Source organism: Burkholderia sp. Tr-20390, from assembly GCF_017104595.1.
In the GTDB taxonomy this organism is placed as follows: domain Bacteria; phylum Pseudomonadota; class Gammaproteobacteria; order Burkholderiales; family Burkholderiaceae; genus Burkholderia.
Map to the genome: position 1 here is coordinate 25,661 of NZ_JAAGPC010000044.1, position 13,434 is coordinate 39,094.

A 13,434-nucleotide genomic window follows, 5' to 3' on the forward strand; every position below is an offset into this window, starting at 1 on the left:
GTGATTCAAAGATCAACGAGATACGGAGGCGCAGCATGAATTACTTCATTCATGCTTGGTCGCAGAGTTTCCCCCTTATCAGGCCACCGTTGATTTCCAGACATTTGTGAATCAGCAATCCGGAAAGACAGTCACGTCTTCCCGGACGTGACCGACGTCGTCAGATCGCATCAAGTCATTCAATACCAAAGGAAAGTCATGAAGAAGATTGCAACCGTGCTGTTTTCAGCACTGATGCTCGCCTCCACGTGCGCGTCCGCGCAGGCGCTTTGCAAAGCCGGCAAGATCGACAAGATCGAAACCGACACCACCGGCAACCTGCTGGTGACCATTAACGACGGCGTCTATTCGTTCAGCGCGAAGGAAGTTTATTCAATTATTTACCAGGCCTATTCAGAAAACAGGAATCTGTTTATCTATGGAAACAATTGCGCGAATGGCTCGCCGGCAACCCGTTTTGCGATTCGCTAATCGACCTTAAACGCTCGACGATCATCAATACGTGGAGCCCGGGGCTGGATTGACATTCCGAATCCAGCGCCATCGCGGGCTGGGGTGTCGGCGCTGCGCGTCATGACGCCCGGCCCGCCCCCTGCCGTCCCGGTCCCCATGGAGCAGCCGTGCTTGCCGCTATAAGCCAAACGTTGTCGGGTATTTTTCATCCCGACCACCTCGGGCGCCCGCCGGCCCGTAGTTCACCATGCAACTGGATGCCGGACATCCCCGGCATGCGGACATCCGCAATCAAAAACGCGATGACGCGAACGTGGGCAGAATCGAGAAGCGACCGCGCCGAATCGAATGTATTCACGCGCCACCCCGACGAACGCCGAAAGCCCGCGATCGCGGGAAACTACCGCAGAAACGGCGCCAGCGTGTCGGAAGCTTCGGAGAACCGCTGCTCGAGGAAGTCGAGCAAGGTGCGCACGCGTGGCGCCATATAAAGCGTTCGTTGAAACAGCGCGTTCACCGGCACGTCCGGGCAGCGCCACTCCTGCAGGAGCAGCTTGAGCCGCCCGGCCTGAAGATCGGCGCCGATGTCCCAGATCGATTTCATGGCCACCCCGCGCCCCTCGATCGCCCATTCGCGGGCAAGCGCACCATCATTGGTCTGACGGGAACGGTCGAGCGGCGCGGTGAACGACGCGGTCTCCCCGTCGCGCGCGAAACGCCAGTTGTTCGCCGCGCCGGCCGCGGAAGAAAGGACGATGCATCGATGCTCACGCAAATCGTCGGGATGGCTCGGCATGCCGTGCTCGGCGATGTAGTCGGGCGACGCGCATAGCGCGCGGCGATTGTCGGCCATGCGCTTGGCGACCATCGAGCTGTCCGCCGGCACGCCGAACCGGATCGCGAGATCGATGTCGTCCTGCAGCAAGTGTGACAGTGAATCCGAGAGCACGAGCGTCAGTGTGACGTTCGGATGGCGTTCGTTGAATTCGTCGAGCCATCGACGCAGCACGGTGCGCCCGAAATCGGAGGTGGCCGATACGCGCAACGCCCCGCTCACCGATGCACGTCCGGCCTGCAACGCCGCGCGCGCATCTTCCAGCGTTTGCAGTGCATGCTGGCAATGGACGAGATACAGACGACCTTCATCCGTGAGGCGCAGCTTGCGGGTCGAACGCTCGAACAGCTGCGTGTGGAGTTCTCCCTCGAGCTTGACGAGCCGGGCGCTCGCCGCCGCGGGGGACAGTCCGAGCTTTCTGCCGGCCGCCGAAAGACTGCCCTGGCCTGCTGCTTCGACGAAAAGACGAATGTCACCGAGATTGTCCATGGTCGCGTCGCGCGAAAGGAATGTTGGGGTGTGCCGCGCGATGCGCCGCGGGGGACCGGGCATGGTAACGCGATGCGGACGGACGAGGAAAAGGCCGACCGGCAGGATCGGCCCCCGGCCCGCTTACCTGGCGACCACGCCGAGCTGTTGCAGGAACGTCAGGTTGTCTTCGAGATGCCAGTTGTCGGTGATCTTGCCGTCGCGAATGCGATAGATGTCCGTGGCGATGAAGTCGACCACTTGCCCCTTGCCCTGCACGCCGTTGAAGGTGCCGGTGAAGTGACCGGTGAAGTGCAGATGGGTGACGACGCGGTCGCCGGCGACGATCATCTGTTCGACGTCGGCGTGGACGTCCGGCACGGCGCGATGGAAGCCTTGCGATGCAGCCAGCGGCCCGGCGATGCCCTGCGGCCGACCGGCGGGCAACGTGCGGTCCGTGAAATCGGCCGCCAGCGCCTCACGGGCCTGGGCCTCGTCGCCCGTGCTCCAGAAGGTATCGTAAAGGCGTGCCGCGCGGATCTGTTGCTCGGCCTGCCGCTTCGAGAGGCGCTTGTCGACGATCAGCGTTTTCGGCTGCACGAGATCGTCGCCGGTCGCGGCGACGGCAGGCAACGCGGCAGCGGCGGTGGCCGCGGCCAGCGCGATGCGGGAAACGGCGGAAAGGACGGTGCGGGTTTTCATGACGGGCTCCTTGAGTGTGTACGCGATGCGCGATGAACGGATTGAATCCGACAGTGGTGCGACTTGGGTCATTCAGGCTGGAAAGCGGGCGGTGCGATTCGCTTGTGCGGTCTCGCGTCGATCAAGCCGGGACGCGAAAGCGGTCACCGCAATCGCCATCAGCGTCATCGCGGCGGCCACGAGCGGCAGCGTGTCGAGTGCCTGCCCGTGCGAAAGCGCCATGCCGCCGAGCCATGCCCCCATCGCATTCCCCACGTTGAACGCGCCGATGTTGAGCGTCGATGCGAGGTTCGGTGCGCTCGCGGCCTTGCTCAGCACGCGCATCTGCAGGCCCGGGACCGTCGCGAATGCCGCGACGCCCCAGACGAAAATCGTCAGGACCGATGCCACGGGGTGATGCATGGTGCGACTGAACACCACCATGATCGCGACCAGCACGACGAACACGCCCGTCAGCGCCCGCATCACGCCGCGATCAGCAAGCTTGCCGCCGAGCGCATTGCCGATGGCCAGACCGATGCCGAACAGCACGAGAATCTTCGTCACGCCGCTCGGCGCGAATCCGCTCGCCTGCTCGAGCACGGGGGTGATGTAGGTGAACACCACGAACATGCCGCCAAAGCCGAGCACGGTCATCAACAGTGCGAGCCAAACCTGCGGGTGCTTGAGCACGCCTACTTCGTGCGCAAGGCTCGCGGGTTGCGCTTCGAGCGTGTTCGGCACGAGCGCCACGAGGGCCAGCGCGGCGAGCACGCCTGCGCCGGCGACGGACCAGAATGCGGCACGCCAGCCGAGCATCTGGCCGATGAAGGTGCCGAGCGGCACGCCGAGCACGTTGGCGAGCGCAAGACCGGTAAACATCAATGCGACGGCGCTCGCGCGCTTGTCCTGCGGCACGAGCGACGCGGCAACGACCGACCCGATGCCGAAGAACGAGCCATGCGCGAACGACGTGACGACGCGGGCGATCATGAGGCTCGTGTAGCCCGGCGCGACCGCGCACAGAACATTGCCGACGATGAAGATCCCCATCAGCAGCAGAAGCGCCCACTTGCGCGGCATACGGCTGGTGAGGACGGCGAGCAGCGGCGCGCCCACGGCGACGCCCAGCGCATAGCCGCTCACGAGCAGCCCCGCCGACGGAATGGAAACGGAAAGCGACTGCGCGACATCGGGCAGGATGCCCATGATGACGAATTCCGTGGTGCCGATCGCAAAAGCGCTCAGGGCCAGCGCGAGAATGGGAAGTGGCATGGCTGTCTCCGGGAAAGCGGCAGAGCCGCAGGGGATGTGCAGCGATTCTGCTTGCCACCGTGCGGATTGATAATTGGCCTCCGTCTTGAATCATTTTCAAGCCAGACAAGAAAATCAACGCAAGGGGCGGCGCGTGCCTGATCAGCACTCCATCATTCGTCGCCGGTCAACGCGCCGATCAGCGCGCGCACGCGAGCAGGCCTCGTCCGCGAGCCAGGCATCACGAGATTGACGGGCAGCGGCGCGGGGCGACGGGTCGGCAGCACTTCAACGAGCGTGCCGCTGAGCAGGTGGGGTTTGGCGAGAAACGCGGGGAACTTGTGGGAGGCCCGCGCCAAGCGCGTCGGCTTCGACGAGCGCTTCACCGTGGTTGATGCGGAAGCGGGCCTCGATGGTCAGCGTGACCGTTCGCCCGTGTTCGACGAACTCGATTGGCCGATCACGGCCCGTGATTGGTATGCGAAACGCACTGAGGCGCTGCTTTCGCAAATCGCCAACCGAACGAATCGTCGGATTGGCCGCCAGGTAATCCGGATGCGAGCACACGATCAGCGCCGCTTCGCCGATACGACGGGCGACAAGCGAAGCGTCGTCGAGCGCCTTCGCACGATCGCACCGGTGCGAAGGCGCTCGGGCAGCCCGCTAGATCGTCTCGCTTTCTCGTACCGTAATCGGGCTTTGCAGCACGAACCGCGCAATGTCGTCCTTGCGCATGAACGCAACGCCGGGATGGCTCTTTGCATGACGCAGGAACGCGTCCCATGCACGCGTCATCTGCGGCGTGCCGCTGATACGGTCATGCGCGCTGATCGACATCATGCGCCGACGCGTACCCGCTTCCTCGTACAACTGATCAAAATCGAACTTGATCTGTTCGAGGAACTTGTCCGGCGAGTAATTCCGGCCCTCCACCAGCAGGATGTCGTTGTTGCGCAGCGTATACGGAATCACGACGAAATCCTTGCCGTTGACCTTTTCGATGAACGGCTCGTCGCGGCTCGTATCATCGATGTGATACACGTAGCCCAGCTCCTGCAGCAGCGACAGCGTGTTCGGCCCGCGTCGCAGCCAGTTCGCGTTGTAGCCGATCGGACGTTGGCCCGTCACCTCCTCCACCATCGATCGCGCCTGGATCAGAAACTCGCGTTCCTGCGGTCGCGACATCGCATACTGTGAGTTCCAGGTCGGCCCATGGCCCGACGCTTCGTGGCCGCGCGCCACGATTTCGCGCGCCACCTGCGGATGCCGCTTCGCCGCCTCGCCGATCATGTGAGTCGTCACCTTCACGTCATGTCGATCCCACAGATCCAGCATTCGGGGAATGCCCTCGCGATACCCGTACGCAAACCATGCTTGCGCGGCAAGATCGGCGGGCACGCTCGCCGGGAAATCGACTTTCGGAAACGGATTGTCGGCGCCCTTTGGCGGCTGTCCGCCCGCCTCGAACTGCATCGAGATCGAAATGACCAGCCGTGCACCGTTCGGCCAGAATTCACCCTGCACGGGCGCGGCTACCGGGGTCGATCGGGGGCTGCCCGTTTGCGCACCGGCCTGGGTGGATTGAAGCATCGCACCGACGGCGAACGCGCCCGCGCCGATTCCGGCCTGGGTCAGGAAGGAACGGCGCGTCGGTTGATCGGGCGCCTGCTCGGCCGGATCGCGATCCACATGATCGATTTGAATTGCCATGGACAATCTCCTCATGACGCGCAAGCGCGTCGCTCGCACCGCAACGCGATGCATGATGACGAATGAACGGGTATGGAATGTCACGCAGATTGGTGCGTGTACAACCCATTTTCAGAAAACGGTCCCGCTTTGAAAATGGGCCTTGAAATGAATAGACTTTCAATCCAGGCCAAAAAATCGGTGTTCCGTCCGGATACGGCAAGCCCGCTCGGCCTACCGCGCTTCAATGCGTCGACACCCTTCGATAAACGACGGTGAGCGCCATCGCATCGTGATGGCGATCCTTCAACCATCCGAACACGATCGGCCCCGAAAAACCCATCAGGTTTCCGAAGCAATTGATCGTCGCGATCCCCACCGCCGCAGCCGCGCCGGCCATTCGCATGGTCGGCAGGTGCCGGAACAGCGGCAATCGGTGCGATCGACACGTACGCACGATCGCTCGTCGTGCAGACGATATCGGCCCGGCTCTCACGACACACGCAGTTGTACGTGTCCGTTCAAGCCCTTCCGGCTGCGGCGATCGACCAGGGGCTGGTGGAAAATGAACTGGACGTCGGCGTGTCGTTCTCCCATCTGTCGCATGCGGACGTCGAGCAGAGAACGTTGTGCATCGAACGGCTGGCGCGGGTGCGTCGATCCGCCAGTCGCAAGGTCCGGAAGACCGCCAGCCTGCGGGAAGTGGCGACGACGATCGCGGACGATGGCCTGTCGCGCATCGCCGCGTCGCGCTGGCGTCGCGGCAAGACCTTCAAGCCTGCCAAGGAGCGTTTTGAAGAAGCGTTGTCGCGAACGATCCGCTCGTCCGGCCTCGACATGCCGGACAACGATTCGGTACGCCCATCGAAGCCATCGCGGCCTGCGGGCACCAGAAAGCGCTAACGGCATCCTGAATACGCGTGCGCCCCGAAACGAAGGCGGCGCAGACGCTCATGCTCGCCCGTGCACCCGGGATCATCCGGCGCCGCACACGGCACGCGGAATTCGGGCACGGGCGCTCGGACAACGGCGACGCATCGCGGTTCGACCTTCGACCACCCCGGCCGCTACGCGATCGCACCGCCACCGTCGACCAGCACCGTCGAGCCGGTCGCGTACGGGGTCGATGCAAGGTAGAGCACCGCGTTCGCAACGTCCTCGGGTTGACCGACACGGCCGGCCGGCAAGCGCGCCGCGGCGCCTTCGTACATCCTGTCCCGCGCCTGCGCATCGAGCTTCGACCAGAGCGGCGTCGCGATCAGGCCCGGGGATACCGTATTCACCCGCACGGGCGACAGCTCGAGCGCCAGCCCCCGCGCCAGCGATTCGAGCGCCGCGTTGATCGCGCCTTGCAGGACCGAGGTCTTGCTCGGCCGCACGCTCAGGAAGCCCGACACGAACGTCAGCGATCCGCCCTGCCGAATGCGTACGGCCCGCGCGACGCGATAGGCGCCCCAGAACTTGCTGTCCATCGCCGCGTAGGCATCGGCGAGCGCGAGACCACGCACCGGCCCCGTGGGTGTCTGCGCGGCCGACACGACAACGTGGTCGAATTCGCCCGCCGATTCGAAAAATGCACGTACGCTCGTGTCGTCGGTCGTGTCCATCACACCGGTTCGCACGCCGTGACCGATCCTCGCTGCGCTCGCCGCCAGTTTGGCCGCGTCGCGCGACGCGATCGTCACGCTCGCCCCGGCCGCCGCAAAGGCCCGCGCGGCCGCTTCGCCGATTCCCGAGCTTCCGCCGACCACCAGCACGTCTCGTCCATCGAATTTCATCGTTCGCTTCCTCCGATCAAAAGCGTGCTCGCGAGCGTGAAGCCGTGCCCGTCGCACGCACCAAATGTTCTGAATACCGCTTGCGGCCAAGGATGGTCGGCCGCCACGCCGAATCGCCGCTGTCGCCGGCGAAGCCGGCAAGCGTCATGGGTTTCGCGAGACGATTCGGCAGATCCGGTCATCCGTTCGGAATCCCAGGCTGCTCATCCGCTGCGAGCGTCGTCACGAATTCGACGGAAACCCCCGGGGCAATGGACACGAACAACTGAAGCTCATTGGACAACGGCACTTCACTCAGCGAGTAGTCGATCCGACTGCCGGAGAGTCGATCGATCAACGTCGCCCATTCGCGGTGCGTGTCGACGCGAAGCGCAATGTGATCGATGCGCGGCGTGCTACGGCCTGCGTGCGCCGGTAGCGTTGCACGCGTGACATGAATCATCGGGCGGCTATCGAGGTACAACCAGTAGCCATCCACCCTGAACGGCGGTCGAGGCCCGGTATCGAGACCGACGACCTCATCGAAAAAGCGGCGTGTACCGTCAATGTCATCGGTAACGATGGTGGCGTGGTCGAAATGCATGCTTCGTGTCCATGCTGGAAAGCCTGGTACGCATTCTGTCGCACGTCGGTCGGTCTTGATAATTGGCTTCGCCATTGAATGATCTTCAATGACGACAAGAAGATGGGGGCCGCTGGTTGCCTGGGGGTCCCGGTTTCGTCGCACGCCAGCGGATTCACGAAACACGATGTCACCGCGACGCCATGCGTGCACGTCTTCGGCAATGTCGCGAACGGCATTCATGGCGCGGCCGGCGCAACGGGCGTGTGCACGGGCCGCGCGGGGCGCCCGATCCTACAGCCCCTGCGGCGCATCGCGCAGCACGGCGCGCAGCGCGGTATCGAACGGCGTCGCGTGGTCGATCCCGGCGGCGCGCACGCTCGATGCGTCCAGATGGCAGTCATAGGGGCGCGGTGTCGCGTCGGTCGGCTGGTCGATTCGCTTGAGCGCGGCGTCGATGCCGAGCGCGGCCGCGATCCGCTGCGCGATGTCGTACTTCGTCATCGGCTCCTCGCCCGACCAGTGACGAAGGCCCGTGATCGACGCACCCGCGAGATGGCGCAGCGTCAGGTCGCGGATGACGTCCGCGACATCCGGCGTAAACGTCGGGTACCGGATCGCCCATGCGTCCATGCCGACCGCGTCGGCGCCCGGCCGAGCGGAAGCGACGATCGCCGGCACGAGGCTCGTGACGGCCGATTCGCTCCAGTCGACGATCGGGCCGAAGAGCAGCGGCAGGCGCAACACACACGACAGCGGCGACGCGGCGAGCAGGGCCGCCTCGCCTTCGAGCTTCGTGCGGCCGTAGATGTTCAGCGGGTTCGGTACGGCGTCCTCGCGGTACGGCGCCGCCTTGCCGTCGAAAACGTAGTCGGTGGAGATGCCGAGCGTCCATGCGCCGTGGCGCGCGGCGAGCGCGCCGATGCGGGCCGGGGCCGTGACGTTGATCGCCCGCGCGCCGGCAGGATCACGTTCGCAGACATCCGGGCGGCGCTCGGCCGCGCAGATGATCACGGCGGCCGGTTGGCAAGTGGCGAAGAGGTGTTCGAGGGCCGGCTCGTCGAGGACGTCGAGTTCGGCGAGGTTTTCCGGGGGCAGCGCCAGGCGTTTGGCGCCGGCGCCTTGCGGGTTCCGGATCGTTGCGACGAGGTTCAGCGACGATTCACGGGCCAGGGATGCGGCAACCGCGCGGCCGAGGAGGCCGGCGGCACCAATGAGGAGGACGGTCGGGAGGTCAGTCGACGAGGTCGGATTTGGCATGGGCGGTCATTCGGGTGACTGGGACGTGCTCGAGGTCGCGTTCGACACTCGGGCCAGGGTCGCGGGGAGCATAGCCGAGTATGACAGCCAGTACATCGTGATGGCAGATCGGCAACCCCGCGACGGGCGCGCGTCACGTGCATCACTTGCGCCGCGACCGGCGGCCGGCGCTCGGCACGGCGCCCCCCGTCCACCGGGATGACGCCCGTCCTGCCGACGACATCGGCACGCCGCGCGGCCGCCCGCGCGCGGGCAATCCGCGGCGCCGCCACCTCACGAACCTCGCCCAAAAGCAAAGCCCGGTGCGCTTGCACGCACCGGGCCGTCACCTCTGCGGAAAACCGCGTCCCGCGTTACTTCCGGTCGAGCGAATACCGCCCCGGCCCGGTCAGTGCGAGCAACAGCAGCCCGCCGATGATGCTCACGTTCTTGTAGAAGTTGATCATCGCCATGTATTGCTCCATCCCCTGCAGCGCCCAGTAGCGATGGCCGATCAGCGCGGTCGCGAGCGTATAGGCGGCGAACACCAGTGCGAGCGGACGCGTATAGAAGCCGATCGCGATCAGCAGGCCACCGGCCAGCTCGACCGCCACCGCGATCGCGGCCGCCAGCTCGGGCGCCGGGTTCCCCGTCGACGCCATGTACGCGACCGTGCCCGAGAAGCCGCTCAGCTTCTGCCAGCCGAACAGCACGAACAGGATCATCAACAGCACGCGAGCCGCCAGCAACAGCTCGTCCTTCTTCGACTCCAGTGAAACGTAACGCATGACAATCACCCTTGAATTGACGGTTTGATGCGTCCGGTGCCGATACGCGCCAGATCGGCGCGCCAGGTCGGCAACGAACCACTCCTCGCACACTCGGACAGCAAGCCGGCTGGCCCGCCGCCGAAGAATCCGCCTGATCGCGCCGCTCCCGGCGCGCTCCGGATCGGTTCTGGCGAAGCACGGATGCAGTCTACTGTCTCCCTGCGAATCATCAATCCTTCAAAACAAGATTCGCTGTCACAATCTAGTGGACAATCGAGCGAATCAAGGCCGCACGCAGCAGCCATCAATCCGATCAAATGAATCTGCCGTTGTGTTTCAAGGACATGAAAACCGCCCATTCATATCCGGCCTCCGTATCCAGTCGATATTGAATCGCCAATTCGCGATCACAGGCCAAATCGAAATATCGCAATCGCGATTCGACGATACGTTATGTGTACAAACCTGCCATCAGTGAATTAATTTACAAATTCGACTTTCTTTCCAATCGGCGAAGGCCCTCCGTTCGGGGCAAAGACGTCCGGCCTGGAAATGCGTTTTGGCAAACGAAAACGTTTCACGGGCAAGCGGGTTGATGTCGTCCACCGCGGATGCCGTCTCACATTCAAGGATTTCAGCTCGATAGCTGCCGGGAAGAACACCTTCCGCGCACTATCGATAGATCCGGTGTTTAGCCGAGCAAGCGAAAAAACGATCAAGCATTCACGCTCCCGGCAAGTTCTCGATTCCAGCAAAAAATCCGTTAATAAACACAATCAAAAATGATTCGTTTACGGCAAAAAATCGCAAACCTTTACCCCCACTCCACCACGACATTTCCATCCACACTTTTCCCAACAATCATTACAAAAAATTACTAACCAATACGGATTTAAATATACGATAGCGCACGCCCTTACATTTCCCCGACATTCCCGTGACTTCCAGAACGCGTCGCTCCGGACACAGCCCGCAGGCCGTCGCCAGCCGCTCGTCGCGGGATCGCTTTTCAACCGGAGACTCCCCATGGCAACGAACATGTCTGTGAACAGCAGCGCGAACGCGAACAGCCTGTTGCAACAGGCGGCGCAATCGATCATCAACGGCTCGACCGGCAATGGGTCGATGGATGTCGGCTTGCTCGTCACGACGCTGGTGAACGCGAAGACGGCCGGCCGGGCCGCGGCGCTCGCCGCGTCGCAGCAGACCGGCACCACGCAGATTTCCGCATTCGGCGCGCTGTCGTCCGCGCTGGGCGCGCTCGAAGCGGGCCTCGCCACGCTGGCGAATGGCGCGCTGCAGTCGACGTTCACCGCGGTCGCGAGCGGCAAGGGCCTGACCGCGACGCCGAGTGCAGGCGCGGTTGCCGGCACCTACACGGTCGGCGTCACGCAGATCGCGACCGCGCAGGCGCTGGCTTCGTCGGGCGTCGACGGGAAGAAGGCGCTCGGCACCGGCACCCTGACGCTGTCGCTCGGCAACCAGTCGTTCAAAGTCGACGTCAACGGCACGAACAACACGCTGTCAGGCATCGCGGCCGCAATCAACTCCGCAGCGAACAACCCGGGGGTCAGCGCGACGGTCATCAACGGCACCGACGGCGCGCACCTCGTGCTCGCGTCGTCGAAGACGGGCTCGGCGAGCACGATCAGCGTCGCGGTCGGCAACGTGGCCAACGACAACGGGCTGTCGAACCTCGGCGTCACGTCGACGGCCGACACGAAGGGCGGCCCGTCGAAGATCGACTCGGCGAACAGCGCGGCCGCGTGGCGGCAAAGCGCGGTCGCGCAGGACGCGAAGTTCACGGTCAGCGGCATCGCGTCGACCAGCGCGAGCAACTCGGTGTCGGGCGTGCTGAACGGCGTCACGCTGAACTTGTCGGCGGCTGCGGTCAGCGCAACCGATACGCAGACGCTGACGATCAGCCCCGACACGAAGTCGCAGGCGGCCACGATCACGAATTTCGTGAACCAGTACAACGCCGTCGTCAAGACGATGGGCGCGCTGTCGAGCTACACGCCGGGGGCGAGCGCGCAGGGCGCGCTGATCGGCGACTCGACGCTGCACACGATCCGCAACGCCCTCGCGTCGACCATCGCGCGCGGCGTTCCCAACAAGAACGGCGACGGGCACACGAACCTGGCGGCGATCGGCGTCTCGCTCGAGAAGGACGGCACGCTGAGGGCCGACAGCGCGAAGCTCGACAGTGCGCTGACCAACAACCCGTCGGGGGTCGCGCACCTGTTCAACCCGACGAACGGGGTAGGCAAGCAACTGACCGACCAGATCGCGACCTTCACGAAGCGGGGCGGGATGATCGACCTGCGCACGAACGCGCTGGGCGCCGACCTGAAGCGCGTCACGCAGCAACAGACGAATCTGGCCGACTACGCCGCGCAACTGACCAAGCAGTACCAGGCGCAGTTCACGGCACTCAACGCGCTGATGGCCAAGATGAACTCGAACACGCAGTACCTGACGCGGCTGTTCGGCGGGGCCAACAGCAACGGCACGCTGGCGAACAAGTGAAGAGCGTCCGGGCCGATTGGCGATCATCGCGGCGCGAGCCGGTCAATGGATCGACCGGCTCGCGCCGCCGCGCACGGTGTCCCGCGTGGAAGCCTCACTCACTCACTCACGCACGCCCGGCAGTGCGCGAGCATGCGCCGGGTTCGGCTCCCCGTCTCGCACCGTCAACCCCGGACGGCCGCGCGCGCCCGATTACGCGGCGATCCTTCGCCGGAAATGCTCGGTTCCGGCCACGATCTTGTCGAGCACCGCATCGAGCGCCCAGAACCGCTCACGCACGTCGTAGTCGATCACGCGGCAACGGATCGACGCGAAGGTGCCGATTCGCTGGTGATAGAGCTTCGCGAGCGCCGGGTACCCCAGCGCCTCCGACACCGCCGACACGACGAGGAACGTCGACAGCTCGTCGGCCAGCGCCGGATTCGACGCCCCTTGCGTGCGCAACCACCGGTACAGGTCCGGATGGAAGTTGGTGAACACACCGTTGAAGCCGGCGGACCCCGCCTTCATCGCGTCCCACGCAATCGCGGCGTTCGCGTTGAGGATCTTCAGCGGCGAGCCCTCGGCGAGCGCGACGCGCCGCTTCACCGTCTCCAGGTCGCAGCTCACGTCCTTGAGCATCACGAACCGGCCCGTGTCGATGCACGCACGCAGTTCGTCATCCGACAGCAGCCGCCGGTAAGGCGCCGGGCACTCGTACAGCCCGAGCGGCAGATCCGACGGCAAGCGCGCGAGCAGCCGGTGCAGATGGTCGAGCAGCGCGGCGCTGCCCTTGCGCTGCGGATCGAGTCGATTGGTCACGAGCACGACGCCCTGCGCGCCCGATTCGGCCGCCGCGCGCAGCTCCTCGACCTGCGCGTCGAGATCGTCGCTGATGTGGCCGGACGCGACGACCGGCACGCGCCCGGCCACCCGCTCGACCACGAAGCGCGCGAGTTCCGCGCGTTCGGCCAGGCTCAGGAACTGCATCTCGCTCGACTGCGCGACCGCGAACAACGCATCGGCGCCATGCGCCAGATACCATTCGATGAGCCGCTCGAGCCCGGCGTAGTCGATCGCGCCGGCGTCGTCGAACGGCGTCAGCATCACCGGGACGATGCCCTCGATGGTCACGTTCGATTGCTGCGGGTGTTGCATCTGTTTCTCCTTGCTTCAGTGAATGCGTGACGCATGCCG

The 13,434-nt window shown here is 64.5% G+C and carries 14 protein-coding genes; 3 read left to right on the forward strand and 11 right to left on the reverse strand.

Annotated elements, in window-relative coordinates:
• Window positions 1-198 precede the first annotated feature (198 nt).
• The gene (locus G3N98_RS14665) at window positions 199-471 is read left to right on the forward strand and encodes a hypothetical protein (protein ID WP_021160117.1); all 273 of its coding nucleotides are present in this window, start codon (window positions 199-201) and stop codon (window positions 469-471) included.
• Between the two features lie 382 nt (window positions 472-853).
• Here the strand turns inward: G3N98_RS14665 and G3N98_RS14670 are convergent, their stop codons facing one another.
• The 6 genes from G3N98_RS14670 to G3N98_RS14700 form a co-directional block, all read right to left on the reverse strand.
• The gene (locus G3N98_RS14670; RefSeq protein ID WP_206148546.1) at window positions 854-1,777 is read right to left on the reverse strand and encodes a LysR family transcriptional regulator; all 924 of its coding nucleotides are present in this window, start codon (window positions 1,775-1,777) and stop codon (window positions 854-856) included.
• A 123-nt stretch (window positions 1,778-1,900) separates the two neighbouring features.
• Window positions 1,901-2,458 (reverse strand): ester cyclase, encoded by a 558-nt coding sequence (locus tag G3N98_RS14675; RefSeq protein ID WP_206138115.1) that lies wholly within the window; start codon window positions 2,456-2,458, stop codon window positions 1,901-1,903.
• A gap of 72 nt (window positions 2,459-2,530) precedes the next feature.
• Window positions 2,531-3,712 (reverse strand): MFS transporter, encoded by a 1,182-nt coding sequence (locus G3N98_RS14680; protein WP_206148547.1) that lies wholly within the window; start codon window positions 3,710-3,712, stop codon window positions 2,531-2,533.
• A gap of 152 nt (window positions 3,713-3,864) precedes the next feature.
• Window positions 3,865-4,050: a hypothetical protein gene (locus tag G3N98_RS14685; RefSeq protein WP_206148548.1), complete on the reverse strand. Its 186-nt coding sequence runs from the start codon at window positions 4,048-4,050 to the stop codon at window positions 3,865-3,867.
• 304 nt (window positions 4,051-4,354) lie between these two features.
• Window positions 4,355-5,401 (reverse strand): polysaccharide deacetylase family protein, encoded by a 1,047-nt coding sequence (locus tag G3N98_RS14695; RefSeq protein ID WP_206148549.1) that lies wholly within the window; start codon window positions 5,399-5,401, stop codon window positions 4,355-4,357.
• Between the two features lie 223 nt (window positions 5,402-5,624).
• Window positions 5,625-5,837, reverse strand: coding sequence for a hypothetical protein (locus G3N98_RS14700; RefSeq protein ID WP_206148550.1), 213 nt, complete (start codon window positions 5,835-5,837; stop codon window positions 5,625-5,627).
• A gap of 11 nt (window positions 5,838-5,848) precedes the next feature.
• On the opposite strand from G3N98_RS14700, the gene G3N98_RS14705 reads away from it, so the two are divergent.
• On the forward strand, window positions 5,849-6,283 hold the full coding sequence (locus G3N98_RS14705; protein WP_346779088.1) for a hypothetical protein: 435 nt from the start codon (window positions 5,849-5,851) through the stop codon (window positions 6,281-6,283).
• A gap of 164 nt (window positions 6,284-6,447) precedes the next feature.
• On the opposite strand, the gene G3N98_RS14710 is transcribed toward G3N98_RS14705, so the two are convergent.
• The 4 genes from G3N98_RS14710 to G3N98_RS14725 form a co-directional block, all read right to left on the reverse strand.
• The gene (locus tag G3N98_RS14710; RefSeq protein ID WP_206148551.1) at window positions 6,448-7,158 is read right to left on the reverse strand and encodes an SDR family oxidoreductase; all 711 of its coding nucleotides are present in this window, start codon (window positions 7,156-7,158) and stop codon (window positions 6,448-6,450) included.
• A 178-nt stretch (window positions 7,159-7,336) separates the two neighbouring features.
• Entirely contained in the window at window positions 7,337-7,963 is a 627-nt protein-coding gene (locus G3N98_RS40335) for a hypothetical protein (protein WP_346779089.1), read from the reverse strand.
• A gap of 51 nt (window positions 7,964-8,014) precedes the next feature.
• Entirely contained in the window at window positions 8,015-8,980 is a 966-nt protein-coding gene (locus G3N98_RS14720) for an SDR family oxidoreductase (RefSeq protein WP_206148552.1), read from the reverse strand.
• 353 nt (window positions 8,981-9,333) lie between these two features.
• Entirely contained in the window at window positions 9,334-9,747 is a 414-nt protein-coding gene (locus tag G3N98_RS14725) for a DoxX family protein (protein WP_089429970.1), read from the reverse strand.
• 1,008 nt (window positions 9,748-10,755) lie between these two features.
• On the opposite strand from G3N98_RS14725, the gene fliD reads away from it, so the two are divergent.
• Entirely contained in the window at window positions 10,756-12,258 is a 1,503-nt protein-coding gene (gene fliD, locus G3N98_RS14730) for a flagellar filament capping protein FliD (protein WP_206148553.1), read from the forward strand.
• Window positions 12,259-12,450: 192 nt separating this feature from the next.
• On the opposite strand, the gene G3N98_RS14735 is transcribed toward fliD, so the two are convergent.
• Window positions 12,451-13,395, reverse strand: coding sequence for a dihydrodipicolinate synthase family protein (locus G3N98_RS14735; protein ID WP_175238629.1), 945 nt, complete (start codon window positions 13,393-13,395; stop codon window positions 12,451-12,453).
• Window positions 13,396-13,434: the final 39 nt, after the last annotated feature.

Excerpts from the sequence above, each read along its gene's own strand:
- G3N98_RS14675 (WP_206138115.1), bottom strand. The coding sequence starts at position 2,458 with ATGAAAACCCGCACCGTCCTTTCCGCCGTTTCCCGCATCGCGCTGGCC.
- G3N98_RS14680 (WP_206148547.1), bottom strand. The coding sequence starts at position 3,712 with ATGCCACTTCCCATTCTCGCGCTGGCCCTGAGCGCTTTTGCGATCGGC.
- G3N98_RS14695 (WP_206148549.1), bottom strand. The coding sequence starts at position 5,401 with ATGGCAATTCAAATCGATCATGTGGATCGCGATCCGGCCGAGCAGGCG.
- G3N98_RS14665 (WP_021160117.1), top strand. The coding sequence starts at position 199 with ATGAAGAAGATTGCAACCGTGCTGTTTTCAGCACTGATGCTCGCCTCC.
- G3N98_RS14720 (WP_206148552.1), bottom strand. The coding sequence starts at position 8,980 with ATGCCAAATCCGACCTCGTCGACTGACCTCCCGACCGTCCTCCTCATT.
- G3N98_RS14670 (WP_206148546.1), bottom strand. The coding sequence starts at position 1,777 with ATGGACAATCTCGGTGACATTCGTCTTTTCGTCGAAGCAGCAGGCCAG.
- G3N98_RS14710 (WP_206148551.1), bottom strand. The coding sequence starts at position 7,158 with ATGAAATTCGATGGACGAGACGTGCTGGTGGTCGGCGGAAGCTCGGGA.
- G3N98_RS14735 (WP_175238629.1), bottom strand. The coding sequence starts at position 13,395 with ATGCAACACCCGCAGCAATCGAACGTGACCATCGAGGGCATCGTCCCG.
- G3N98_RS40335 (WP_346779089.1), bottom strand. The coding sequence starts at position 7,963 with ATGAATGCCGTTCGCGACATTGCCGAAGACGTGCACGCATGGCGTCGC.
- G3N98_RS14725 (WP_089429970.1), bottom strand. The coding sequence starts at position 9,747 with ATGCGTTACGTTTCACTGGAGTCGAAGAAGGACGAGCTGTTGCTGGCG.
- fliD (WP_206148553.1), top strand. The coding sequence starts at position 10,756 with ATGGCAACGAACATGTCTGTGAACAGCAGCGCGAACGCGAACAGCCTG.